The organism is Fluviispira vulneris, assembly GCF_014281055.1.
Taxonomy (GTDB): Bacteria; Bdellovibrionota_B; Oligoflexia; order Silvanigrellales; family Silvanigrellaceae; genus Silvanigrella; species Silvanigrella vulneris.
Genome location: NZ_JACRSE010000004.1, coordinates 35671 through 61961 on the forward strand (window position 1 = coordinate 35671; position 26291 = coordinate 61961).

Genomic DNA, 26291 nt, shown 5'->3' on the forward strand with positions numbered 1-26291 from the left:
CTGGCTCATACAAAATAAGTGATCATCCATAGATGTCCATCTAGGTCAGAAAACCCTCTAACATACATAAAACTATAATCATTCTTATCTAAAAGATGTTCATGCTCTGTAGCACCAAATTTGATTGCTTTTTTGACATAATCATCTACTTCTTCTTTCGTAGATACAGCAATACTTACATAAGTTTCCTTACGTGTAAGAGGGTCGCAAAGTTCTTTGACAACAATTTTTTTAAATACGGGCTCATTTATAAGCATAACGTAACAATTTTTCCCTATAATCATACATATTGCATTTTCATAGGTATAGTTAGAATCGAAGGAAAATCCCAGATTGCTAAAAAACTCTTTAGATTTATCTAAATCTTTTACTGATAAACTGACAAAAAATGCAGTATGCATTGAACACCGCTCTTAAAATTTTGTTTTTATCATATCATAGAAAATGGAGAGCAATGTCATAAAATTAACAGGCTTTTTGGAAGTACTCCTTCGGGGAATTTATAAAAACGGTTAGATAACCTTATTTGAGTTACTTGGATATTTTTGCAACAGAACTATAAGAATTGCACATTACATTCCTTGAAGAAGTATGCACGAACAATATACAATTTAAGGATGAATCTCTTAAAAACTGAAATCGCCTCAATCGCCACAATTACCCATACCTTCACAACAAGCACCTATACAATCGCCAAGCGCTTTAATAGGGGCACAAAATCCTTCAAGAACTCCTTCACAAAAAGATGCACTGCAATTTGCGCAACTTGAACTATCACCTATACAATCGCCAATCGCTTTAATAGGAGCACAAAATCCTTCAAGAACTCCTTCACAAAAAGATGCACTGCAATTTGCGCAACTAGAACTATCACCTATACAATCGCCAATCGCTTTAATAGGAGCACAAAATCCTTCAAGAACTCCTTCACAAAAAGATGCACTGCAATTTGCGCAACTTGAACTATCACCTTGGCAACAAACTGAAAGCCCACTACAATCACAAGTGCCGCAATCTGATGAACTTGAACAACAACTATTTCTTGATTTTTCATGGGAATTTGTAGCTTGAACACCGATAGCTGTTCCTGCAATGAGTCCTGTCGCTGTTGCTTGCTTAAGCAAAAGCGGTTCACTACTTTTTGCAGGCTGACTTGTAATGACTGAAACTGATTCTGGATATTTATTATATTCAATTTCACAATTATTTTCTGGTTTAGTATTTGATATTGAAGGAAGAGTAGATTTAGTTGGAATTGCTCTAAGATTTCTATATTCAACGCCAAATTGAATATTTTTATTGATTTTATTAAATTCTTCTGAAGATCGTTTCTCAAAGTTTAAAATAAACGCATGATTATCCATGCTATTATTCCAACTTATTTGATATTCACATTTTAATCTATTTTCAATAAACCATAAATTTTTATTAGAATTATTGTCAAAACCAATTTCAACATTTCTAGCATTTGTGTTTGATAAAAAATGAAATTGAATATCTTCACATGGATTTAAAAACTCATCAGAATCAATTGACATTTCATCTACATTTGATTCTATATAATCAATACGCAATGTTTCAGATTGATTATTGATTATCGGTAAATCAATTGGGAAAAGCAAAGTTATTTTTGAATTTAAAAAAAGATTATTTTTTTTATAATTATCTACATCTAAATAAATAATATTATCAGTTATAGCCTTGAATGGAGCTGAATTGGCCTGGAGATTTAAAAAAAATTGATATAATAAAATAGAAAGCAAAAAAAACAAACGCATAAAAAGTAACCTTTATTAAGAAAATACAAATAATTAATAAACATTAATTATTTGTTAAAAAAATAAATCCTGAATTTAATATTCATATTTTGTATGATAGTCAAGCATTAAAATATCATAATTAAGAAATTAAAAACCAACTTTTAAGAGATATCCTCTCTGATACGGTAGTTGAGTTTTGACACCATTAAGCCCCCGTTTTTTGGTTTTTTATTTAAAAACAATGTCTTAATACTTTAAAATTATTGATTATTACGAAATAAAATATATAAAATAAGGTTAGTTTTTAAAAAACAAGGTATACATCAAGAATTCGAACAATTTGAGCCAAGGTAAAAAAGAGTACATTAAAAAAATCTTTTTTATCATAGTTAATCTTATTTTTATTCAAATACTAAGAATAATTTAATCATTATTAATCAACTTTCAGAAGTTTCGCTGAGCACAATTCATTTATGCAAATACACGAAGCCTAGCTAAAGTAACTTAGCAGAAATCATCAGTGCTCGTTAAATCGATAGTATATTGCATAAATCATAAAAGCTGCGAACAGTTTAAGTTAGAGGGGAGAGTAAGAGAATAGCTCTGAAGGGCATTTGCGGCCAGCAATTCTGCCCTGAAGAGTCTTTTCTTACTCTTACCCGTCGAAATTAAGATAAAACTAACTGATGATTTATGCACCAACCGTCGATTTTAATACTAAACGAAGTGATAATTTATTCACCACCATAATAAAAAAAGCCCCGCCGAAGCGGAGCCTTTTTGCCAAATATACTTTGCAAGAAAAACAAATTGGTTGCAGATGTTTGAAATTAGAAGCGGTAGTGAGCAAATGCTTTGTTTGCTTCTGCCATTTTATGAACGTCTTCACGTTTCTTAATAGCAGCACCACGGCGGTTTGCAGCATCGAGGATTTCTGCAGCAAGCTTATCGCGCATAGATTTCTCATTGCGTAAGCGAGAGTAAGAAATAAGCCAACGAAGTGCAAGAGCTTGTCTGCGCTCAGGACGGACTTCTACAGGAATTTGATAGTTAGAACCACCAACGCGGCGGGTACGAACTTCAACTTGTGGTTTCAAGTTCTCAAGAGCACGTTTGAAAACAGCAATAGCTTCTTCATCTTGTGCTTTTTGAGTTACGATTTCGATAGCGCCGTAGAAAATTTTCTCAGCTGCGCTTTTTTTACCATCTTCCATCATGCAGTTAATGAATTTAGTGACAAGTGTGTCACCAAATACTGGATCTGGAAGTACTTCACGTTTTATCGGGCGGCGTCTGCGTGCCATAGTTTAAATTCCTTCTAAAAAAAGAGAAACTTCAAAGTTTCTTTGAAACCTTTACTCAAAAGCAGAACACAGTGTTTGCTTCTGTTTGTTGTGTTCGCCATATTGCAGGCAGGGAGCAACAAATCTCACCTAGAGCGTAACTGTGCTTACTTTTTACCTTTTTTAGCAGGTTCAGCAGCCGCAGCGCCTCCTTTAGGACGTTTAGCGCCATAAAGAGAGCGGGATTGACGGCGTTTTGCAACGCCGGTTGTGTCAAGTGCACCACGAACAATGTGGTAACGCACACCAGGTAAGTCTTTTACACGACCGCCACGCACAAGAACCACGGAGTGTTCTTGAAGGTTGTGGCCTTCACCTGGAATATAGGAAATAACTTCAATACCTGTTGTCAAGCGAACTTTTGCAACTTTACGGATCGCAGAGTTTGGCTTTTTAGGTGTTGTTGTATAAACGCGTGTACAAACGCCACGACGTTGTGGGCACTCTTTGAGTGCTGGGGACTTGCTGCGATAAGCCTTAGGTGTACGACCACTCGCGACAAGCTGGTTAATAGTTGGCATACGAAACCTTTCCTTGTATGTATCCGTCTGTTTTTCTTACACTTAATCTATTTGGCTAAAGAAAAAAGTGTGCATAAAGTCGCCTTTTTGCAAGCTCCACACATTAGTGAGGATCTCCGTCAAAGTCAACCTTTTTTTATGAGACAAAAGTCCTTATAAAGTCAAATATTTAGACGGCAAAAAAGGCGGTGAAAAGCTTGCTAATCAGCCTGAATGCTTCTTTTAAAAAGAACATTTAAATGAAGCATAAATCTCAGTACCATTTTAGCCTGCAAAACAATTGACAGAATGAGCCTGAACTTCCTAAGCCAGAAAAATAAAATCATGCAAGTTTTAAGCTCAAGTTTATTAATATTATCAACTATTGTTCTTAGTAAGAAGCTAAATATTTCTGGAATAAAAATATAAGGAGCGGCTTCATGCTTTCAGGACTTGCGCGCAAAGATCTCTTTTTACCGGAGCAAAGCCCGCCACAAATGAATACAGGTGATGTCACCGTGATAAAAAAACCCAAAATGGAGAACCTGAACGCAGAAAAAGATATGCCGACATTTAAAAAAATTTTAGATAAATCATACGATGACAATACAAAACCAGAAGTAAATGAGAAAAGTGAAAAAGATGTTCCAGCAAATCCCCAAAAACAAAGTTCAATGAAACAGGAAGATTCTAAAGAGAAAAAAGAGGACGATATTTTCCCAAGTTTTTCTTTTCTGCCAAATTTATTCTTTTCATCAATGCAAAAGGAAGATAACTTTCAAGTCATAGCACCAAAGTATGATACTGAGCAAAATTCCTCTAAGATGATAAATGCTTTACAGCAAAAACCAGAAATGAGTCTGTTATATCAAAATCAATTCATTTTAGAGAAAGTTGAAGAAACTATCATCCCATATCGATCACCGATTATTAGCAAGCAAGATAATATTTTACCCACATTGATAAACGAAAGTTTTTATTCAGAAGAAAAAACAAACAAGATCATTACAGGTGATAAAAGCAATTCAGACAAAAATAATTTTATTTCTGTGGCTTTAAATTCATCAGAAGAGTCGACTTTCATTATTAATAACAGCCATAATATAGATGATCTCAGAAATGCAGTAAAAGATTATTTTCCAAATACAAAAGTTGAAATCATTCAAAGCAAAGACAAAGAAGAAAATATCCCGAATGAAAAAAATCAAGAAATTATTTCAACTCCAAAGATAGATAATAATACAGCAACAAATAATGTAAATAATAAATTCGAAATTATAATAGATAATTCAGAAAAATCACCCAATATTAAAACAAATGAGATCCAACAAAAAAACATCATTAAATCAGATATTAATCTCGAAAAAAATGATAAAGTTTTTAGCAGAAATATGGTTCAAGAAAAAGAAAATATAATTATTGAAAAACCAACTGGAAAAATAAATGGACAAATTGAAAAGCCTTTGGATAAAAGTAATTTTTTAAATTATTTTATTAATCTACTTGACAATAAAACAAGCGAAATTCCGCTTACAAAAACTGAAATTACAATTCCTCTTACCACAATTATAACAAATAATCCAAATCAAAGAAATGATAATAATAAATATGACATAGAAGAATTTATCACTATTCAATCTACTCCTGAAGAGTTAAAAGCACCATTAAAAAAAGAGGATACAAATAGTAAAGTTGACCCATTGCTCATGAAATTCGACGACAAAGCTAACAATACTATAACAAATGAGAAAGACTTAAAAAGCGATACTAAAATTGAAAAATCTGATATTGAGCTTAAAGTAACTCCAAAGAAAGAAGATAATTTAACAATAAAAGATAATAGAGATTTACCAATTGATAAAGGCAAAATTGAAGCACCAAAAGATTCCAATTTTAAACGAAATGAATCTTCAATGCAAATGTCACACTTTGAAAATTCATTTAAAAAAGAAGAAAAATTTAATGATGATAAAAAAAGTTTTGACGATAAACCCCTAATTTTAGAAAAAACAATTTCAGCTCAAGATAAAACTCCAATCGTTGTATCAGATAAAAACAATGCAGACTTTTCTTTGCCAATTGTAAGTGCCGCAACCAGGAAAGCTATTGATTTATCTACTCAACTTCAAGCGCGTGGAGGTGGTACCGCAAAAGTGAGTATACAAGATGATAAGTTAGGACAAATTGAATTAAATATACAAATGAAGAAAGATAGCAGTGTGAGTTTAGAAATTAAGACCTCAAGTAAAGAATTGAAAACATTTATAGAAAATGGAACAGATGCACTCAAGAAATCAATGGAAGTACAAAATATAACGCTTACTGATGTAAAAGTTTCCACGACTGAAAAATCATCCCAAAGCAATCTCAACTCGGGTGGGCATTTTAACTCAAACGACAACTTTAAACAAAATTCAGAAAATAATCAAAGCAATCAAAATACCAATCAAAATTTTTCAAATTCGTTCTCGAATCAAAACAATCAAAAGTTCTTTCAAAATCAGGACAATGACTTAATAATAAATCCTTATCAAACTGCAAATAACAACAATTTAAGCGATAAATTCAAAAAAGTGGAAAAAAATTCATTAACAAATATTCAACGTGGTGCAAATGGATCTATTAAAGTTTTAGCTTAAATATTTTATTATTGTAAATATTTCATGATGGAGACAAATATGTTCATTGGCGATGTTAAAGGTCCTGTTAAAATTCCAGATAGATCTGTAGAACCCCCAAAAGAAAGCAATTTGAAAGTTGAAAAAGGAGACGATTCTCCAAACTTTGAAAGAATGATTTCTGAATCTAATTTTGAAAAACAGGCAGAGCTTGAAAAAGAAAAAGCTGCTGCAGGAGGAGATTTTAAATTAGGTGAAAATAAAACAGACCGAGAATTCAGGCAACAACTTGAAAAAGTAACAGGAAAAAAGCAAGACAAAGCTAAAAATAAATTGGAGAGAGATGATTATTTAAATTTGCTCGTAACCCAACTCAAATACCAAGACCCTAGTAAACCAATGGAACATTTTGAGATGGCTTCACAAATGGCTCAGTTTAATACAGTAGAACAGCTTATGGGCGTTAATAAAGTATTAACTGAAATGAAAAAAATGCAGAATGACAATAAAGCAGAAAAACTCGCTCAATATTTAGGAAAAGATATAGAATTACAAGGTGACAAAATAAAACTCACTGCTGATGGAAAAATTTCATCTGCAAAATTCGAAATAGAAACACCGGCTGGCAATACGGTCGTCGAAATCAGAGATGAGCAAGCAAAACTCGTGAGAAGTATTCCAATGGGACCTAAGCAAGTAGGAGCTCATAAAATAACTTGGGATGGTTTAAATGACAAAGGGGTTCCACAACAACCCGGTAATTATACATTTAACGTCCTTGCCTCCACCGAAGAAGGTAAACATTTATCAACAAAACTTTCATATGTGGCTCATGTAGAAGGTATTACCGATATATTAACAGGTGGTAAATTAGATACAAATTTAGGCTCAGCCGATCCAACTAAAATTGTCGCAATACGCAACCCTGAAGAAGTGCTCAAGGTCTCAAAACCCATGAATCCTTATGCGCAGCGCACAGGTAAAGATCCCGCGCTCCTGAATAATGAAAATCCATTAAATAAAAATAATCCGCAAAATTTAACACAAAATACACAATTAAATCCTGCACAAATGGAAGAACAATTGATGCATCCACAGATGCAAAATGCACTCAATCAGCCACAGCCTATGCCTGAGCAACCACGCATGATGCCTCCGCAAATACAAAATGCACTCAATCAGCCACAGCCTATGCCGGAGCAGCCACGCATGATGCCTCCGCAAATGCAAAATGCACTCAATCAGCCACAGCCTATGCCGGAGCAGCCACGCATGATGCCTCCGCAGATCCCACAAAAAGTTGCGAATATAAGCCCACCTACCAATGGTGAGCCTCAACGCCTTATGCCACGTCAATCGCCAAAACCCATTGACAATTCAGGACCTAAAGAGGTTTTTGCCTCACAAAATAGTCCTGCTCCACGCCCCGCTCTGCAGAATAAAAGCGGTGAATTGCCTCCGCAAATTTCTCCACAACGTTACGGAGGGCCTCCGCCTGTGGCTGGAATCAATGGCAGATCGATTTGATAAATTCTATTTATTGATAAAGGACACGTGTCATGCCAATAAATTATGCCTTATTTAGTGCAGTCTCCGGTTTAGGGTCAAATGCAGATGGAATGTCAGTCGTTGCCAACAACATTGCCAATGCGAACACAAAATCATTTAAAACAGACAGAGCTGAATTTGAAGACATGTTCGCTGTGACGCTCAATGAAAGATCGCAATTAGGCCGTGGTTCTAGGTTGAGAAATATCACAACTCTTTTTAATCAAGGTGCTTTGACAAACACCGGGCAAATCACTGACTTGAGTGTACAAGGCGAAGGGTTTTTTATCGTTAAAAATGAAATGGCTGAAGTGAAAGAATCGAACGGAATGTTTTTTACCCGTCAAGGCAGCTTTCGTTTTGACCGAGATGGCAAATTGACAGATCCTACGGGCAGCCGTGTGCAAGGTTTTATGCCCGATCCCGACAGTAACAATCGCTTATCTGTCAAAATGACAGATCTACAAATCATCAGCAATGTGCTCCCGCCAAGAGCTACTTCCATAGTAAATGTTGTGGCAAACTTAGATGTGCGTGAAAAGCCCCCTCTTGATGAATTTGACCTCTCACGTCCATTGGATACATCGAACTTTGCAAGTGCAGTGACAATATTTGATAACTTTGGCTATGGGCGCCAAGCAGTAATATATTATGTAAAATCACCTGAACAGGATAAAAATGCTTGGGATTGGTATGCGACTGTCGATGGCCAAGAAGTTTCAGTCGATCCTCCACGCAATCAAAGAGGAAAAGTTTTACCTGCTGTTATAGCAAGAGGCAGAGTTGAATTCGATGAAGATGGAAAGCCGATATTACCCTTCTTAACAAAAGCAGGACTTCCGGTTGGTATAGACATAGTGAGCCGCACAGATGCTTTTGAGGTGCAATTCGTCAATGGGGCACGTCCACAAAAACTGCAATTTAACTTTGGGCCAACGATTGAAGAAGACTTAGTATTAGGTGCTCAAGGATCCACCAGTATTGCAGCTCGCTCAGGTATTTCATTTCACTCACAGGATGGATATGAAGCAGGATATTTAAAAACAATAAAAATTGACCTCGATGGTATGATCCGAGGGACTTATACAAATGGACTTGAAAGAAGACTTGGTGCCATGGCCTTAGCGACCTTTCCAAACAATCATGGATTGCAAAAGGTTGGACGGAATAACTGGATAACTACCCCAAAAGCTGGAGAAGCCCGCATAGGTTTGCCACAAACCGCTTCCAGAGGAAGCATATATTCCGCGAGCTTAGAGGAATCAAACGTGGATTTGGCTCAACAATTTGTGGATATGATTTTAACCCAACGTGGCTTCCAAGCAAACTCAAAGGCAATCACGACCACCGATACAATGCTCGAAGAAATAATCAATCTTAAGAGATAATTTTATTTGAATAGATTCTGCGCCGTGTGTTTAAAAATGAATACATGGCCAGAGTTATTACCTCATGTAAAAACAATCATATATGATAATATTTTAAATATAATAAAATATCTTAGCTTAATATTTGATTTTCTAAATTGAGGTGCTATCAGTACTTTAGTTAGCAATCTTTTCTTGCAATAGAGTTTAAGATCTTCTAACATTTTAAGAGTTCTTAAACTTGGTTTTATTGTATGAAAAAAAATGAAAAAAATATGTATTCTCGCACAGCTTGCTCTCATATTACTATTGGAATTTTTATCATTTTTTTTCATTTATTTTTGATTTTTTTATCTATTTATATATTTAACATTTTTAATGCTAATATAATCGTAAAAATTTTCTTGGGTATAATAATCATTTTTTTTATTGGCACACGCATGCGTGCACTGGGAAATATCATTCATGAATGTTCCCATAGCACCTTTGTTCCTTCAAGAAAACATAATATAATGTTAGGAAAAATAATATGTTTCATAGATATCTCAGATTTCGATGCGTATAAAAGAGATCATTTTTCTCATCATCGCTATTTAGGAGATCCTGAACGGGATGAAGATTTTAAAGAAAGAAAAAAAATTGGTATATTTAAAGATGATAAACTACATTTTTTTAGGATTTTATTGATAATACTATCTTGTAAAAATTGGTTTTTATTACTTAAAACAAACAAATACTTAATGAGCATTCTTTATTTTAAACACAAAAAAACTTTTTATTATTTAATCTATTTATTTTTGCTTGGCTTAGCTATCGGATTTTCGAATTTATTATTGTTTATTATTCTTCCATATATTTCCAGTTACCAGATGATGAAACTTTTATCAGATTATCTTGATCACGGAGCTATTTATTTTAAAGAAGCCACTGAGGAAAGAACACGCAATCATATTTTTTCCATCGCAATACTCAATTGGATTTTCTTTCCCCGTGCTGACTGTTTTCATTTAGTACATCATTTGTATCCTACGATTCCGACAAATCAATTAGCAAAAAAACACAATGAAATTATGCAGAAAAATGAAAGTTATAAATTAAGAAGACATAATATATTCTAAGGCCAAAGTAGATATTGACTGCCAAAAGGATCCCGCCCTTCATCAATATAATGCTGAGCAGATTTGCTTTTTAAATCCGCGTCTCCATAGGTTAAAAATGTGTACTCTTCATTCTCTTTTTTTATCGTTAATGTATTGGGTTGCCTAGGGTTTATTGCTTTAATTTCTACCTCATCTCCCTTATCCCAATCATCACCTTTCTTTCTATTAATGGTAACCTCGTCACCAATAGCATAGTCATGAAGTTTTACGGGAGGAACCCTACGAATAGTTTGTTTCTCACCATCTTTATAGTATTCAACATAATAAGGTGTGCGATCAAAGATCGGTGGAATCATTGACTGCTCCCAAGTGGGTCGATTGACTTCATTCAGTCGGTATTTTTTGCCAAGGGCTTTATCAAATGAATAAAATAAAGATTATTTTCCTTATATTACTTAATGTTATACTAAGCCCTATTTATCTTTTGCTGTTTATTTTTTGTTTTTTGTTAACAGTATTACCTATTTTTCCAACACGCATCGCTAAACAGAATCTTTCAGAGCGCTTGGGAATCAGAGGCTTGCAAGCAAATTATTATATATCTCTAATATTCTTGAATTATTTTTATTATTTTATCGAAGCATTTATCTTTAATATCCTAAATTTGAATGTCTGCATCTTTGCTGACAACGATCAATTAGGCGAAGTAAAATCATTAATTACAAAAAAACATGCACTGAGCCAAGAAAAAGGCTGCGTATTTATTTTACCACATATGGCCAATGTAGAAATGTATGCTTTGCCAGTTATTGAGCTCTATCAGGCAACTTTAAAAACAAAAATATATGCACTTGCTCAACCAACCAAATCACAGCTGACAAATAAAATATTAGAATGGTATAGAAAAAGACCTGGATTTGACATGATATGGACGGACAATAAACTTTTTACCAAAATGGAAAATGTAATTAATAATGAAAAAGCATCCGTTTGTATGCTGACCGATCAAAAGGCAAAAAAAGGTGGTGTCTTTATTCGGTTTTTTGGGAAATATGCAGCCTTTCCGACCTCAGGATTGAGGATGTGTTTAAATCAAAATATGCCTGTGATCTATGCATCTGCGAAAAGAATATTCCCTGGATATCTCACACTTAAATTAAAAATTGGACAAAACAATCACTTAAAAAGCAATGTTTTATCCAATAAAATATCGAATACAACTGAATTGAATATGGCAGAAATATATAATTTCTCAGAATTAAAAGAAAGGGAAAGAGAAACTGCTCTTGAATTATCAAATTTTGTTGCTTGGGTCGAAAAAGAAATTCAAACCAACCCAAGTCAATGGTGTTGGGATTATAATAAATGGTCGCGAGAACCAAGCAATTAAATACAAAAACTTATATAATTTCTCTGCCTGCAATCGTTCCAGCAGCACGGCTTGAACACCCGCAGGTTCTATTTCCAGCTGATTCAAACATAGATCCACATGTTAAACAGCGGCGGACGCGAACATGAATTGGGGAAAGACCAGCAAGTCGACGCGCAATGTTTTTTTGCTCGATATCTTTAATTACGCTAGGAGGTAAAGTCTTGATACGCATGCCATTTTCAATTCTCTCGCCATTCGCAAGATCAGAAACAGGCGCGTGTACTGAGTCTTTCACTGCAGCGCTTTCTTGCTCATTTGAAAGTAAAATTTTAGAATTATTGCGTATAAACATAGGTACCTCATAAATATTTAGAAAAATTCTTGTAAGAAGGGATCTTGGATGGCAAGCACCACCTTGAAGTCTTGCAAGCTAAACGAGAAAAAGAAAATATTCTTTGATATGGATCAATAAACTATATGATAAAGACTAAAAATCAACTGAAGCTCTTGCTTTTACTGCGAAACTTCTATCCTCTATTTTCACTGATCATTTTTCCGATTATGATTCTAAATAGCTGCAATATAACGAAAAATGATCCCAAAAAAACTCTCAATTCTATTTCAAGCCCTTTTTATTCGATTGAAAGCTCTAACAATACTTTACAGTTTACATATCAAGACCTTAACCCTTATATCGTGAATGGATTTGCTTGGACCCCACTGGTCCTTCCTATTAAAGAAAATATCATTATGCAGCAATCTGATTTTCTCAGCGCATTTTGGCAAGAAAAAGATGACCCAGTGCTCCCACCTGCAGAGGGGTCATGTAGTTTTATCAATGACCCACTCAACGAAGAAAAAAACTCTCAAAAAGGTCCTCTCAAACTTGTGAATTTCAGCTCAGACAGTGCGGATCCAAGCAAAGATGCAGGTGAGGTTTTCTTTCTTCTCAATTCAGAAACCTTACGTCCATTTGCAATTCTAAAATTAAATATATATGGACAAGCAAAATGTTTTATTTCACAGAAAAATTATCGTATTTCAACTGGTTTTGGACAATTACGCAATGAAAAAGACGCACTGCCAAATGCCTCTCTGCAATCTGTGCCCTTTTCGGAAAACTCATATCTTTCCATTGTTCCACAAAGAGTTGATGGCATTTATGCAGGAGATATCATTCGCATAGGACGGAGTCTTTCGGCCAATGTCTGGACCAATTTAAAAGATAAATATAACGAAGGCGGTTTTTTTATAGCAACAAAAATAAACAATGACTTATATCTTTCAGGAAATTTTCAATCCAAAAAAATGGGTGTGGATGAATATATGCAAACATCTATTCTGATTGGAAACACTCCTTTTAAAGTTAAACTTGAAACCTCAACTTATCAGATTGCTATTTTTCGTAAAAATAAAATGGTTTGTCTAAAAAGCGTTGAACTCAAACCAGACGAAGATTATGATTTCACTTGCTTTCCAAATGAAGGACAAACAGAAGACGATATTTTTGAAAATGAAGGACAAAACTTTTATTTTGATCCCACATTTTACCCATTTTCAATTTTAGATTCTATTCATTTTCAACAATGGGCTTTTTCATTTCCAAATAATTTTCTTGTAACTTCACCATTAAATAAAAGAAATGATTATTATAAAGAAGAAGAGCAATCTAATTATCAAAAAGAATTTCAATTTATATTTCAAAATTCAAGCAATAAATTAACAAGTATATTAAGAAAAATATATAATGTTTTAAACTTTGACAAATTAAATAAACAAAGTTTAGAACAGTATTATTTAGGAGTAAATTCAATAATATCTTCAAATTATATTAGTTCTGTGCAAAATTATCCTAAAGACATTGATATAAACGGAATTCCCTTGGGAGCAGTTGGAGAAAAAAACCTTGCCCATGGCGCAGTTCCTTTTTCAGTTTTTACAAAATTTACGAAGCAAAATTTAGGTGAAGATTTTTTAAGTATGTCGAATGTCCAAGCATCGAATGGCACTTTAATTAAAATTTTTGAACCTTTGCCCATTACGAACAACGGTGGAGTTCTAACCAGTTTTATTCAGCAAAGGTTCCGTTTTCGAATTGTTATTCCTCCTTGGAATTCGACAAATATTGTAGAAATGTATATTAATGGTAAAATTCATCGTCGTTGGATTTTAGATCGTGGTGATATTTCAAAAGCATATTCACAGAGTATCGAAGATGTCACGAATGAAAAAGGATCTTTTTCAGTTAGATGGATAGCCTGGGGAGAAGATTATTTACCTGATTTTCTTACTGGCTCTAAAAATACTTTACCACTTATGATCACCCGCGATTATTGTATTGATACTCTAGGCGATGGAATATGCCATATGGAGCTGCAAAAATGATAAAATACAGTCATGCTGAGGTCGAAAAAGATTATAAAGCACGAGATAACTTTTTAGCCACAAAAAATCCCACTTACTTAGCAGAATTGATCGATTCCACTCTTTTAAAAGCTGATCTTGTAAAAACTCAGATTGACCTTCTCTGTAACGAAGCAATTGAGCATCAATTTAAAAGTATTTGCCTTCCTCAGTCATATCTTAGCTATGCAAAAGATATTTTCCAAAACTCGATCAACAAAAATGAAAAAACAAAATTATGCACGGTTGTTTCTTTTCCCTTAGGATATTCAACAACGGATGCAAAAGTTAAAGAAATTGATTTTGCCCTTCAGAAAGGTGCCGATGAAATTGATTTTGTCCAAAACATCACTTTTGTAAAAAATGGTGATTTTATTTCGTTAGAAAATGAATTTCTTGCACTTGCTAAAGCTGCACAAAATAAAGTAACGAAAGTTATATTAGAAACGGCTTTATTAACTAGCGAAGAAATATATAAATGTACATTTTTAGCCGCTAAATGCGGAATTCATATAATTAAAACATCGACAGGTTTTTCACATAGAGGGGTATCAGTAGAAGATATAAAAATTATTAAAAATGCATTAGAAACTCACCAAAAAGAAACAGGAGTTATTCTTGGTATCAAAGCAAGTGGGGGAGTTAGATCTTTAAAAGATGCATACAAATTTATTCAATTAGGTGCAACCCGACTTGGCACGAGTGGAGGAGTTGCCATCCTCCAAGATAAAACGAATGTAAATAATTATTAATTTTTATTATAGGATTTTGTAATGGAAAATATCAATAAAAGTCAGAGCGATTCCCATTTTTTAAAAAAATTTAGTCCTGTTTCAATTATAATCAGTATTATTGGCTTTGCCGCTTCACTCTATTCTCTTATAATTCATTTAGAACTCATACTGAACTCTTCAAGCACTTCTGTGTGCGATATCAATGCAAAAATCAGCTGTTCCGATGTGATCGGCAGCTCCTATGGAGAGTTTGCAGCTATTCCTCTAGGAGCATTTGGGATGACCTATTTTGCCATCCTTTTTTCGGCTGCTATTATGCCAAGAATCGCTAATATCAATCACAAATGGCTTGCTTCTCTTGAACTTGCTTTAGGCTTAGTGGGTTTAATCACTTCAATTGTGTTAGCATATATTTCATATAATATTATTAAAATAACATGTCCAACTTGCACAGTTATTCATATTACAACGGCTGTTTATGCTCTTATAAAAATCAAGCAATATTTAAATTTAAAAAATGAAACAAAAAGATCACAACCCGATGCTCTCACACGTTTTCTCGCTGTTTCTTTATGCTTTGGTTTGCCTCCCTTAGCGGCAGGTTTAATTGGCAATATTATGGCTGAACATTTTAAAAAACCAGCGGTTGCTTCCAAAGTAAATACTGAAAAAAAGCCAGAACAAAGTAACATACCTACAGCAGAAACAAATAATGCAATTAAGGCAGTTATGTCATTTAATAAAACAAATTTTGTAGGTAATGGTGAAGATTATCGGAGAGGAAGCGACTCTGCAAAAGTCATTATTCAAATGTTTTCCGATTATGGCTGTCCTCACTGTCGAATAGCAACAGAAGCAATTTTGAAAGCTCAAGACATCGTTGGTTTAAATAATGTTTTATATGTTTACCGCTTTTTTCCTTTGAGCAATAAATGCAATCCATTTATGCAATCAGAAGGCCCCTATGAATTCACCTGCATGCTCACCGAAGCAACCCGTTGTGCAGGACAGCAGGGTAAATTTTGGGAATTTAAATCATGGGGCTTTTCTGCTCAATTTTGGTCCGATGCACAGAGAAGCGAAAGTTTTTCTATAAATGGATTAAAGAAAGAAGCTGTAGCCCTTGGGATAGATGACGTTCAATTTTCCCAATGTATTCAAAGTCATGTTGAATTACAAAAAATAAAAGACGATGCAAAAATTGCCAATGATTTAAATATTAAAGGGACACCACTTATATATATAAATGGTGTAGAATATACGGGTGATCATTCATTTTCAGCATTTGTCGAAGCGTTCAAACGTTTACTTTAAAAAAACTCTCTCAGCCTGGCGGCCAAGCAAGAGAGCGCCCACCTAATACATGGCAATGCATATAATAAACCGTTTGTCCGCCATCTTGGCCATTATTAAAAACAAGACGATAACCTGACTGAGAAATTCCTGTTAATTCTGCAACTTTTTTCGCAGCAAACAAGACTCTTCCCATTTGATCAATATCGTTTTCATTTGCTTGCGCAACATTCACTATTTTTGTTTTTGGAATAACCAGAACATGCACGGGTGCTTGAGGACTTATATCATTAAACGCTAAAGTATACTCATCTTCATAGATAGGTTTACAAGGAATTTCTCCTTGTAATATTTTTTCAAAAATTGTTTTTTGACTCATTGTGATATCTCGCACAGAAAATTAGGTGAATACAAATATCACAAAGAGAAGTATCACAAAAACTGCAGCAAACCAAATATATCCTTTTGGTCTATAAATATCGAAAGGCTCTTCTTCAAAGTTTGTTAACTTAGTGCTCTTTGCCATTTCTTTTTCATTCATTTCTTTTTTATTTGCTTCACTTTCTTTCATTGCTTCTTTTGTATGATTTGCTTCTTTTTTCATACTTTCCGAAGAGTGCTCATTCGGTTTTTCCATATTCGTCTGAGTATTTACCATTGTGCCATGTGGATCCTTTTTCTCCATCTCTTTCTTTTCTGTTTTTTTCTCTTCTTTTTTCTCGCCTTTTTTCTCTTCAGGTAGAGTCATTTTTTTAAGTGTATTTTCATCACTTTTTGGTTCGTAGACTTCTTCCCCATTCACCTTCTTAACTTCATGTGAAGGTTGATCGTGTCCAGAATCAGCTTTTAAACTTGAACAAATAAATATGGTATTAATAAATGTTATAAAAAAAACTATGGAATAAATTATTTTCCGCCGCAAGGCATAACCTCCGAGCTTAGAAAGAATGCAATTTTAAAAAAGCATCATTGTATTTCCATACTAACTTTTTTGTGAAGCTTTTTGTTGCCTTTGATTCCAAATTTGACGGACGAGTTTATGCCAATATTCTGTGTTGGTGGGAGAAATACCTTTGACTGAAACAAACTTTAACAGCGGAGATTTTCCCTCATAGGGGATTTGTTTTGGAACGATATCTGTAAACAGATGCACAGGTCCTGAAATCTTATGGCGTTTAAAAACCTTTTCAGGTCCATATACACGCAACTCAACTCTCAGTAAACCTTTAGGTTTATCCACCACTTGCTCGAAGAAAGAGTCTATCTGCGCACCCTGCTCTTCATTTTGCGTTTGCAACGACAATGCCAATTCGTTCTCTCCAAAATCATGAATTTCACTTTCAAATCCATAGGAGAAACTACCGTAACAAAACCATATGTCCACACAAAATTCTTGAAGCATATCTCTCTACTTAAATCGTCCTGAACGAATGATGCCCAAAATAAGCCAAAGGCCTAAGACCGAAGCTATGCCAAAGCCAATCAAACCAAATGTGGCTAAGGAGTCGTACAGTCTACCTTGTTTTCCATAAGTAGCAATACTACTGCCTAAGACAATAGAACCAATTAATATTGCTAAGCTTAATCTATTTGATGCCCGATCGATTTCACGAGTCAAAAATATAATATCTTCACTCTTAAACTGAAAGGCGAGAGAGCCTGTTTGCAACTTTTTTGCAAGAATTCTTAAAGTAATAGGTAAATCCTTAATAAATGCCCCAGAATCATGCATTGCTAAACTTATATTGCGTTCGAACCATTTTTTATCGAAATGAAATAATGCATTTTTTTCTGCATATTCAGTAGAAAACTCTAGAATTTGAAATTTTGCATCCATGCTGCGACCAAAATTCTCAAGAGCGATCAAAGCTCGGAAGAAGAGGATCAATTCTCTTTCAAGTGGTGCTCCTTTGCGTGCAGATACTTTTGCAATACGCATAAGCACTTTTCCTAAATGCATCTCCTGTGCGGGGAGAGTGATGATATTATCCAATATTTCTGTAATTTCAGATTCTAATTGATCATTTGAGGTCAAATCATCATTTTCAGTCAAATCTATAAATAAGCGAGCACAGGTTTCAATATCTTGTTTTGACAGGGAATAAAACATAAAAGCCATAGTATTCCGTATGTCTCTTTTGAGTCGCACTGTGAGTCCAAAATCAATAATTGCTAATTTCCCATCGTCCATCAAAATGAAGTTACCTGGGTGCAAATCACCATGAAAAACTCCAAATTTAAATGTCATGTCAAGAAAAGCTTCTACCCCAAGACGGGCTAATGATTTTGTATTTTTATTTTCTAATTTACCAGTGAGTTTTGTGCCCTTTATTTCACTCATACAGAGAATTTTTGAAGTACAATACTTATAAAATATCTGTGGAATTTCTATATTTTTATGATCCTTAAAAAATGCACGCATTCTTTCAGTGTTAGAAGCTTCGCGCAAATAATCCAATTCATTGAGCAAAGAACGCCGGAGTTCCTCAATAATAACAGTTGGTCGTAAAAGTCTTAACTCAGGCATAGCTGTTTCCAAAATAGAAGCTATGGTCATCAAAATCGCTAAGTCATTTGAAATAATAATATTGATATCAGGCCGTTGGATTTTAAAAACCACATGCCGTCCGTCTTTTAACAAGGCTCTGTGCACTTGACCTATACTCGCTGAACCAATTGGCACATAATCGAAATCTTCAATTTCAGCTAATATATCTTCAGAAAACTCATCTAATAAACATTTTTCAACCACTTCTTTCGGTAGAGGTTTGACTCTATCATGCAATCTTTTAAATTCTTCAACAAAATTTTTAGGTAAAAGATCCTCTCTCGCTGCTAGGATTTGTGCTAATTTTACAAATGTTGGACCCAATTCTTCAAAGGCCATTGCCAATCGCTTAGCAATAGAATGTGAAGTGTTCATGTGCTGGTCATGTAGTGTTGAGTCATTCGTCTGGTTTTGAATGAGATCACCTAACTCAGTTCTTTGAATCTCTCTTTTAAATCCATAACGCGCTAAAATATTAACAATATGGGTAAGTCTCCCAATATTTCTAAATTTTTGTAATATGCTTGATGGCATAGAGACCTCCCAATTTTCAACATGAGGGATTTTTTCGATCACATACCTCGATTCATTTATAGTACACTGGTAATTTATTATCTAAGGAATTTGATTTGCAGCACGAAATAATACTGCTTTAAATTTAATCACAAACGAGGCTTGTATGAAAATAAATTGCAGAGAGTTTGCTCAAATGTATAAAAGTGCAGATAAAAATAAGACTACTTTATTGGATGTACGAAATATTGATGAAGTGAAAAGTGGTTCCCTCCCTGGGTGCTTACACATACCAATAGCCGACCTTGAGTTTAGATATTTAGAAATTCCTTCTGACAACGAGGTTTTTATCTATTGCAAATCGGGGGGGAGAGCAGAAAAAGCTGAAATGTTTTTGACTCACAAAGGATTTAAAAAAACAAGGTATGCCAGTCCAGGGGGTTACGAGGAGTTAAAAGAATTATTTTAAGGGGATACCTTCAAGAACTTTTTTCACCGCAGCTAACAGTTTATCTGGAACAAAGGGCTTTACAATCCATACCATGATACCTATTTCTTTGCCCTGCTGAGCGACTTCTTGGCTTGCCACTGTCGAAAGCATAAAAATTGGAATATTTTGAGTTTTTGGATCGGACTTAATCGCTTTTGCCATTTCAAGACCATTCATTTTAGGCATATTGAGATCTGAAATAATCAGATCCACTGTGTTTGAGCGTGTCACCGCTAATCCCACGGAGCCATCTTCTGCTTCCAATATATTGTAACCACCTTTAGATAGGGCATATTTTGCAAGATTTCGCACGGTTAATGCATCATCCACTATCAAAATAGTTTTTGCCATTGAGGACCTCAAGCCGAAAGAATTCTAGATCTACTTTTCGGTATTTTTTATTTCTACTTTAGGGGGGGGATCCTCAACTGTATCATCCAGTAAGATTTTATGCGCAGGCGTTTTCAAATCTTCAAACTGGCCATTTTTTACAGCAAAAAGAAAAACAGTTAAAAAAGCTCCTCCAATAATCAGCATAAATATTGCTAAATACATTATAATTGCCATATTTTATCTCCTTTACGAAAAAAAACTATTAAATAAACTGTTAAAGAAGAAAACGGCATAAACAATGCTGCAAATAATGGATTAACAAAGCCAAATGCTGCTAAGAAAACTACGATTATATTATAAAATAAACTTACTGCAAATAAAATAATTAAAGTCTGCTTTATATATTTGCAATAATCAAAAGTCTTTTTTAATAAGCTCATTTCATGCTTACGTAAAAAAATATCTGCAGAATGCAATGCGACGTCGACTCCTCCGTGCGCAGCAATTCCCACATGAGCTTTGGCTAACATAGCAGCATCATTTACACCGTCACCAATTGCCAAAACACATTTCTTGTCTTTTTGTAAGTGTTCCAAAAAATCAAGTTTTTCGTTAGGTAATAGCGTTGAATAACAATTTTCTTGCTTGATCATCAATGCAGAAGCAATTTTTTGTACAGATTTATTTCTGTCACCAGATAAAATATAAGTTTCAATTTTTTTTCTTTTCAAATATTGAATAAACTCTTTTCCATCGGGTCTAATCGTTTCTGACAAAATAAATTTTACAATTAAATTATCATATTTTGCATAGGCACAATAATCATCTGTTTCATCAAAATCTTCGCAGCCAACAAAATTTTGCTTTCCGATTTTTATTTCTTTTCCATTTACAAAAGCTTGAATACCTTTTCCAGGAAACTCTTCTATATTTATCAATTCAATTTGTAAATCATCTGTTAAATATGTTTGTGCAATTGATTTTGAGACAAGATGTAAAGAATTTTTTGCCACATGCGCAATAATATTTAAAACATTTTTCTCAGTTATTTCTGATAAACCACTTTGCATAAAAATGTGATTTTTAATGGATAAATTGCCTTCAGTTAAAGTCCCTGTTTTATCAAAAATAATCGTGTCTATTTTTGAAATTGTTTCGAGTGTGTCTGAACTTTTTACTATCACACCTTTTTCCCAAAGTCTTTTTAATGCAGATGACATTGTGAGAGGAGTTGCCAATGCCAATGCACAGGGACAAGATATAATGAGAATAGCAACAAATACATCTAAAGATTTTGTTTTATCAATAAAAAACCAGACAATAAAAGCTAAGAAAGCTGTTAAAATTGTTAAATAAGTAAAATAGGGCAGAATTTTTTCCATTACAGATTCAATTTGTGATTTTCTCGATTTTGCATTCTGAATTAAATTCTCAAGCGATGAAATCCAAGTTTCAGATCCTGTTTTTTCAGCAATTACTTTCACAGGTTTTAAAATATTTTGTGAACCTGCGAGGACATGATCTGATACGCTTTTAAAAACAGGAAACTCTTCACCTGTTAATGATGCTTCATTAACTTCAGTTTCTCCTTCAATAATTCTACCATCAGCTAAAAACTCTTTACCTACCGGTACAGTAAATATATCACCTTTTTTTATTGAATAAGCTTCAATAGGTAAAATATTTTTAATCGACTCTCCAAGTTCTTTAGCTTTATTTAACGATTTTTCATGAAAATATCGACCAACGAGTAATAAAAAAATCAAGCCAGTAATTGTATCATAATAAACCTTACCAGAATCCAATAAAGTTTCATAAATACTCACAATTAAAGAAATAATAAGTGCAAAAGAAATAGTCATATCAATATGAACAAGTTTATTTTTAAATGCTCTGTAAGAATTATAAAAGAAACTTCTACCTGCATATACAACTGTAGGAACCGAAATAATCATACTTAAAATAATAAAAAGTTTATTGATATTATTATCAATCCCAAAGTAAGCTCCCAAATATGAACTTACAGCAAAAATCATAACATTTCCAAAGGCAAAACCAGATATAGCAATATCTTTTATTCGCTCTTTTTCATAGTTTGAGCGAAATTCTTTTGAAGATAAAAAAGGGAGCGGTAATACATCGTATCCAGCAGATATCAACATGCGAGCAGCTTTTTCAAGCGACTTTTCATCTTTATTAATAAAAGAAAAACTCACAGTTCTATCTATTAAATTGACTGATATATCTGAAATATTAGAGTCTCTAGAAAGAATTTTCTCAATTAACCAGATACAGGCTGCACACTTAATTTCAGGCACAAAAAATGCCCATTTATCGACTTTGTATTTAAATATGGAGTTTAAATTATTGTCGCGAAAAATTGAGAAGTGTGACTCATTAAAATCTTGCGCTTGCGTCGGTTGCTCACCAACGAGCTTCATAATTTCATAATATTTGTTTAAGTCTTGCGCTTTTAAAAAATAAAAAACTGAATAGCATCCCTTACAACAGAAAGAATAATTTACTCTTTTTTTATCCAAAGAATTTTGGCAGTGAAGACAAAATTCAGGCAATTTATTTTCTAAATTTATTTCTTGATCACTTCTATTTTGTGTTATTAATATATTGTTTTGTTCATATTGGGAGTCTTTTTTTATGAGTGAATTTTTAGACATTATCGTTCCTTTATCATCGGTCGCCATCTTTGGCTTTTCTGGATCTCTCCACTGCCTAGGAATGTGTTCTCCAATGGTTGCCACATGTCATAAAAAGACTTGGCAATATTTCATGTTTCGGTTGTTTTCTTACACAACTATCGGTGTTTTATCTGGATTTTTTGGATTGTTCTTTTTTGAAAAGTTCTTAGGTTTATCTGCTAGAAAAATCGCTTGGATAGTAGCAATCGTCTCTCTACTTCAAATCTGTTACCTTCTTAAAAAATCATCCTTTGATCAGTCTATAATTTCACAAAAAATCTTAAATAAATTAATGAAATACTCCCCCTTATCTTATTCAGCAACTCTTGGAATTGTCACTGCTTTACTACCGTGTGGATTTTTATATGCAGCTATACTTATGTGTATTTCATATGCTAACCCCGTTATCAGCGGCCTTGGAATGCTGACATTTTCAATCGTAACCTCACCAGTTCTTATTGGTGGTAAAGGTGTCTTTATTTTCCTGACTCGAAAAAATGTTCATATTGCAAAATATGTTTCAATATTATTACTTTTAATTGTTGCTATTTTTGCACTTATGCGAGGAGGTGTTTTTAAAGACTTCTTTAATCATTCACATGAACAGCCCACAGAACATAAGGTAAATTGCCATTAATGCAATTTACCGGGTTTCCCTTCAGGCTTTTTAGCTCCTGGAGGATTGGTTCCTTGAATGGAAGCAATATAAAGAACGAGGTCTTGAATTTTCTTCTCACCTAAAATTGCTTTCCAGCCAGGCATACCCTTTGCAGGTTCTCCGTCTTCTATTATCTTTTGAACGTCAGCATAAGTGTCGCCTGCTATCCAATAATCATCCGTCAGATTTGGACCTACGGTGCCTTGCCCGCTCATACCATGACAAGAAGCACAGTTTGAGGCATATATTTTCTTTCCATTCTCTATTTTTTCAGCATCCTTAAGAAAGTTTTTATAATCGAATGGAGCATCCCCACCGGCCTTTTCAGGGCTATCTTGCCCCATAGATATGAGATAATCTTTTTTAATTGTGCCGCCACCTTTATAAACTTGATAATATAATAAATAAGCAGCAGCAAAAATAATAGTACCGAAGAAAATACAATGGAACCAAAGCGGAATTGGATTGTCGAGTTCTTTAATACCATCGAAATCATGCTCTAAAAATTTTGCTTCTTTTTTATTTTTTTTATCTTCATTCTCAGTCGTCATTTTTTGGCAAATCTCCACAATGTTTTATATATTTTTTACTTAAAATTGAAGTCCAAATCATCCAAATTATATAAAGTAAAAATGTTCCCCCAAATACAATTGCAGTGAGAAATACATCTGAATGATCCGAGGCAAGCTCACGTATCATTTTTTACTTTCCTCTTTATTTTTTTGGGATTGTTCAAATGTATTTCCGTCGACACCAAGCCTTTGCAGATATGCAATCAGCGCAATCATTTCGGATTGTGAGCTGATATTAACTCCCTGCGAGACCAGACCTTTTTGGATTTCTTCTGCTTGTTTAATCAATAGAGCATTTGCATTTTCGATTTCTTCAGCAGAATAGGGAACACCCAATTTAGCCATGACTTTCATTTTGTCGCTTGTATAAGAAGTATTTAAAAGATCTTTTGCAAGCCAATCATATTTAGGCATAGTGCTGTCAGGAGTCATTGTGGTTGGATCCATCATATGATTATAATGCCACAAATCACCATATTTTTTACCCAGCCGATGTAAATCCGGACCTGTTTGTTTAGATCCCCAAAGATGCGGGAAGTCATATTCAAATTCACCAGCCTTAGAATAAGGACCATAGCGCATAACTTCTTCTTTAAATGTTCTAACCATTTGCGAGTGACAATTGCTACAACCTTCACGGATATAGATATCGCGACCTTCCAATTCAAGTGGAGAATAAGGTTTAAGAGTAGGAATTCTTTCTTCGGTTGAATGTGAAATTAAAATCGGAAGGATTTGAATAATTCCACCGACTGAAACAGCAATTAAAGATAGCATTCCCATTACGAGACCTAAATTTTCTGCTGCTTTTTGTAATGAACCAAAAGTGGTTTTATTGTGCTCGATATTTGAAAATGGTACCGCTTCTGCTTCGGTATCTGGTACCTTACCCGCCAAACGAATTGTTTTAAATAAAATATAAGAGCCAACGATAAAACCAATTAAATATAAACTGCCACCAATAGCACGGATATAGTGATATGGTAAAATTGCTTTAGCCATTTCCATATAATTTGGATAAGTTAACACACCATCCGTAATGCTTTCCCGAGCGAATCCTAAATAAATACCAGCTATCCACATAGGTACAATATAAACAAGTATACCAATAAAAGACACCCAGAAATGCACATTTGCTAATTCTTTACGATAAAGGGTGGTTTTATATATATTAGGAACCAGCCAATAAAGCATGGCAAAGATAAGGTAACCATTCCAGCCTAAAGCTCCGCCATGAACATGGGCAATGATCCAATCGGTGTAATGTGCAACACGATTGATATCTTTAAAAGAAAGAATAGGACCTTCTAATGTTGCGATAAGATAAAATATAATTGCAGCTAAAAAGAATTTAATGGAAGGATGATCCTTCATTTCTTTCCAAGCGCTTTTAATTGTTAAAATAAAGTTAATCCCACCTCCCCAAGATGGCGCGATTAGCATGACAGAAAAAACAACGCCCAAAGATTGCAGCCATTCTGGAAGAGCAGTGTATTGGAGATGGTGCGGACCTGCCCACATATAAATAAATATAAGCGACCAAAAGTGAAGTATAGAAAGGCGATAAGAATAAATAGGCCGATTGACTAATTTTGGAATATAATAATAACCCATTCCTAAGAAAGGTGTAGTTAGAACAAAGGCAACAGCATTGTGACCATACCACCATTGCACGAGGGCATCACGCACACCCGAATAAGCTGAATAGCTCTTAAAAAGTGATACTGGTAGAGAAATATGATTTACAATATGCAATAATGCAATTGAAATAATAGTTGCTATATAAAACCAGATAGAGACATACAAAACTTTTTCACGACGAACAGCAATAGTCATAAAATAATTAAAAGCAAAAACGACCCAAACGAGGGTAATTAAAATTGCTATTGGCCATTCAAGTTCTGCATATTCTTTTGATGTGCTGATACCCAAAGGAAGAGTGATCGCAGCTAAAACAATAATGAGCTGCCAACCCCAAAAATGTACCTTTGATAAAAAATCGCTATACATTCTCGTTTTTAACAGACGTTGAGATGAATGATATATTCCTGCAAAAACACCATTTAAACAGAAAGCAAAAATAATTGCATTTGTATGAAGAGGCCGTAATCTACCAAATGTTAACCATGGTATGTCAAAATTAAATGGCCGAAAAAAAAGTTGGATTGCTATTATAACTCCAACTAACATTCCGACAATGCCCCAAATGATTGTCGCTATTATAAACTTCTTAACAATATCATCATTGTATCGAAACCGTTCTAAACTCATCCGCAACTCCTACAACTCTTTTTAATCAATAAAAAGAAAAATACAATATCGATATTATATTTAATTATTTAAAAATATATTTCAAGGTAACTGGGAAATTATGTTTGACTTATTATTGTCAGAGCTGACGAAAATATGACATTATTATTGAGAATCATTCTCAATTGTTTTT

At 34.1% G+C, this 26291-nt stretch carries 26 protein-coding genes; 10 read left to right on the plus strand and 16 right to left on the minus strand.

Annotation, left to right across the window (positions count from 1 at the left end):
• Nucleotides 1–5 precede the first annotated feature (5 nt).
• From H7355_RS09455 to rpsL, 4 genes are all read right to left on the minus strand, one after another.
• Entirely contained in the window at nt 6–401 is a 396-nt protein-coding gene (locus H7355_RS09455) for a VOC family protein (RefSeq protein ID WP_186646856.1), read from the minus strand.
• A 243-nt stretch (nt 402–644) separates the two neighbouring features.
• Nucleotides 645–1778, minus strand: a complete 1134-nt coding sequence (locus tag H7355_RS09460) for a hypothetical protein (RefSeq protein WP_186646857.1) — start codon at nt 1776–1778, stop codon at nt 645–647.
• An 812-nt stretch (nt 1779–2590) separates the two neighbouring features.
• A complete protein-coding gene (gene rpsG / locus H7355_RS09465; protein WP_130609864.1) occupies nt 2591–3064 on the minus strand; it encodes a 30S ribosomal protein S7 in 474 nt (157 codons plus the stop codon).
• A 146-nt stretch (nt 3065–3210) separates the two neighbouring features.
• Nucleotides 3211–3624 (minus strand): 30S ribosomal protein S12, encoded by a 414-nt coding sequence (gene rpsL, locus H7355_RS09470; protein ID WP_130609868.1) that lies wholly within the window; start codon nt 3622–3624, stop codon nt 3211–3213.
• A gap of 419 nt (nt 3625–4043) precedes the next feature.
• Between rpsL and H7355_RS09475 the strand changes: the two genes are divergently transcribed.
• The 4 genes from H7355_RS09475 to H7355_RS09490 all read left to right on the plus strand — a co-directional run bounded on the left by H7355_RS09475 (nt 4044) and on the right by H7355_RS09490 (nt 10254).
• Nucleotides 4044–6242, plus strand: a complete 2199-nt coding sequence (locus H7355_RS09475) for a flagellar hook-length control protein FliK (RefSeq protein ID WP_186646858.1) — start codon at nt 4044–4046, stop codon at nt 6240–6242.
• A gap of 39 nt (nt 6243–6281) precedes the next feature.
• Nucleotides 6282–7748, plus strand: a complete 1467-nt coding sequence (locus tag H7355_RS09480) for a flagellar hook assembly protein FlgD (protein ID WP_186646859.1) — start codon at nt 6282–6284, stop codon at nt 7746–7748.
• A 32-nt stretch (nt 7749–7780) separates the two neighbouring features.
• Complete coding sequence (locus H7355_RS09485) at nt 7781–9157, plus strand: flagellar hook protein FlgE (protein ID WP_186646860.1); 1377 nt, start codon at nt 7781–7783, stop codon at nt 9155–9157.
• Between the two features lie 254 nt (nt 9158–9411).
• Nucleotides 9412–10254, plus strand: a complete 843-nt coding sequence (locus tag H7355_RS09490; protein ID WP_286190796.1) for a fatty acid desaturase family protein — start codon at nt 9412–9414, stop codon at nt 10252–10254.
• On the opposite strand, the gene H7355_RS09495 is transcribed toward H7355_RS09490, so the two are convergent.
• On the minus strand, nt 10251–10592 hold the full coding sequence (locus H7355_RS09495; RefSeq protein WP_186646864.1) for a hypothetical protein: 342 nt from the start codon (nt 10590–10592) through the stop codon (nt 10251–10253). The genes H7355_RS09490 and H7355_RS09495 overlap by 4 nt on opposite strands.
• Nucleotides 10593–10657: 65 nt before the next feature.
• Between H7355_RS09495 and H7355_RS09500 the strand changes: the two genes are divergently transcribed.
• Nucleotides 10658–11626: a lysophospholipid acyltransferase family protein gene (locus H7355_RS09500; RefSeq protein WP_186646869.1), complete on the plus strand. Its 969-nt coding sequence runs from the start codon at nt 10658–10660 to the stop codon at nt 11624–11626.
• A gap of 10 nt (nt 11627–11636) precedes the next feature.
• On the opposite strand, the gene H7355_RS09505 is transcribed toward H7355_RS09500, so the two are convergent.
• Entirely contained in the window at nt 11637–11960 is a 324-nt protein-coding gene (locus H7355_RS09505; protein WP_186646871.1) for a hypothetical protein, read from the minus strand.
• Between the two features lie 125 nt (nt 11961–12085).
• On the opposite strand from H7355_RS09505, the gene H7355_RS09510 reads away from it, so the two are divergent.
• The 3 genes from H7355_RS09510 to H7355_RS09520 are packed head-to-tail and all read left to right on the plus strand — an operon-like array spanning nt 12086 to nt 16059.
• A complete protein-coding gene (locus tag H7355_RS09510) occupies nt 12086–13993 on the plus strand; it encodes a hypothetical protein (protein WP_186646872.1) in 1908 nt (635 codons plus the stop codon).
• Nucleotides 13969–14763, plus strand: a complete 795-nt coding sequence (gene deoC, locus H7355_RS09515) for a deoxyribose-phosphate aldolase (RefSeq protein WP_186646874.1) — start codon at nt 13969–13971, stop codon at nt 14761–14763. The genes H7355_RS09510 and deoC overlap by 25 nt, the downstream gene beginning before the upstream one ends.
• 21 nt (nt 14764–14784) lie before the next feature.
• Nucleotides 14785–16059 carry a vitamin K epoxide reductase family protein gene (locus H7355_RS09520; protein ID WP_186646876.1) on the plus strand — a complete coding sequence of 425 codons (1275 nt, stop codon included), beginning with the start codon at nt 14785–14787 and terminating at the stop codon, nt 16057–16059.
• A gap of 10 nt (nt 16060–16069) precedes the next feature.
• Here H7355_RS09520 and H7355_RS09525 read toward each other — a convergent pair whose 3' ends face one another.
• The 4 genes from H7355_RS09525 to H7355_RS09540 are packed head-to-tail and all read right to left on the minus strand — an operon-like array spanning nt 16070 to nt 19120.
• Nucleotides 16070–16423 (minus strand): histidine triad nucleotide-binding protein, encoded by a 354-nt coding sequence (locus tag H7355_RS09525; protein WP_390808416.1) that lies wholly within the window; start codon nt 16421–16423, stop codon nt 16070–16072.
• Between the two features lie 15 nt (nt 16424–16438).
• A complete protein-coding gene (locus tag H7355_RS09530) occupies nt 16439–16960 on the minus strand; it encodes a hypothetical protein (RefSeq protein WP_186646882.1) in 522 nt (173 codons plus the stop codon).
• Nucleotides 16961–17020: 60 nt separating this feature from the next.
• Nucleotides 17021–17422 (minus strand): hypothetical protein, encoded by a 402-nt coding sequence (locus tag H7355_RS09535; RefSeq protein WP_186646884.1) that lies wholly within the window; start codon nt 17420–17422, stop codon nt 17021–17023.
• 24 nt (nt 17423–17446) lie between these two features.
• Nucleotides 17447–19120 (minus strand): ABC1 kinase family protein, encoded by a 1674-nt coding sequence (locus tag H7355_RS09540; protein WP_186646886.1) that lies wholly within the window; start codon nt 19118–19120, stop codon nt 17447–17449.
• 145 nt (nt 19121–19265) lie between these two features.
• Here H7355_RS09540 and H7355_RS09545 point away from each other — a divergent pair, with 145 nt between their 5' ends.
• Entirely contained in the window at nt 19266–19568 is a 303-nt protein-coding gene (locus H7355_RS09545; RefSeq protein ID WP_186646888.1) for a rhodanese-like domain-containing protein, read from the plus strand.
• Here the strand turns inward: H7355_RS09545 and H7355_RS09550 are convergent.
• Genes H7355_RS09550 through H7355_RS09560 form a run of 3 tightly spaced genes read right to left on the minus strand, consistent with a single transcriptional unit; the run spans nt 19560 to nt 22597 of the window.
• The gene (locus tag H7355_RS09550; RefSeq protein WP_130609916.1) at nt 19560–19940 is read right to left on the minus strand and encodes a response regulator; all 381 of its coding nucleotides are present in this window, start codon (nt 19938–19940) and stop codon (nt 19560–19562) included. The two genes, H7355_RS09545 and H7355_RS09550, sit on opposite strands and share 9 nt — an antisense overlap.
• A 30-nt stretch (nt 19941–19970) precedes the next feature.
• On the minus strand, nt 19971–20156 hold the full coding sequence (gene ccoS, locus H7355_RS09555) for a cbb3-type cytochrome oxidase assembly protein CcoS (RefSeq protein ID WP_186646890.1): 186 nt from the start codon (nt 20154–20156) through the stop codon (nt 19971–19973).
• Complete coding sequence (locus H7355_RS09560) at nt 20144–22597, minus strand: heavy metal translocating P-type ATPase (RefSeq protein ID WP_186646892.1); 2454 nt, start codon at nt 22595–22597, stop codon at nt 20144–20146. Before H7355_RS09560 ends, ccoS begins: the two co-directional genes overlap by 13 nt.
• On the opposite strand from H7355_RS09560, the gene H7355_RS09565 reads away from it, so the two are divergent.
• Nucleotides 22578–23255 carry a sulfite exporter TauE/SafE family protein gene (locus H7355_RS09565; protein ID WP_186646894.1) on the plus strand — a complete coding sequence of 226 codons (678 nt, stop codon included), beginning with the start codon at nt 22578–22580 and terminating at the stop codon, nt 23253–23255. The two genes, H7355_RS09560 and H7355_RS09565, sit on opposite strands and share 20 nt — an antisense overlap.
• Here H7355_RS09565 and H7355_RS09570 read toward each other — a convergent pair.
• The 3 genes from H7355_RS09570 to ccoN are packed head-to-tail and all read right to left on the minus strand — an operon-like array spanning nt 23252 to nt 26119.
• Entirely contained in the window at nt 23252–23827 is a 576-nt protein-coding gene (locus H7355_RS09570; RefSeq protein WP_186646896.1) for a cytochrome c, read from the minus strand. The genes H7355_RS09565 and H7355_RS09570 overlap by 4 nt on opposite strands.
• Nucleotides 23817–23975 carry a hypothetical protein gene (locus H7355_RS09575; RefSeq protein ID WP_186646898.1) on the minus strand — a complete coding sequence of 53 codons (159 nt, stop codon included), beginning with the start codon at nt 23973–23975 and terminating at the stop codon, nt 23817–23819. The genes H7355_RS09570 and H7355_RS09575 overlap by 11 nt, the downstream gene beginning before the upstream one ends.
• Entirely contained in the window at nt 23972–26119 is a 2148-nt protein-coding gene (gene ccoN / locus H7355_RS09580) for a cytochrome-c oxidase, cbb3-type subunit I (RefSeq protein ID WP_186646900.1), read from the minus strand. Before ccoN ends, H7355_RS09575 begins: the two co-directional genes overlap by 4 nt.
• Between the last annotated feature and the right edge of the window lie 172 nt (nt 26120–26291).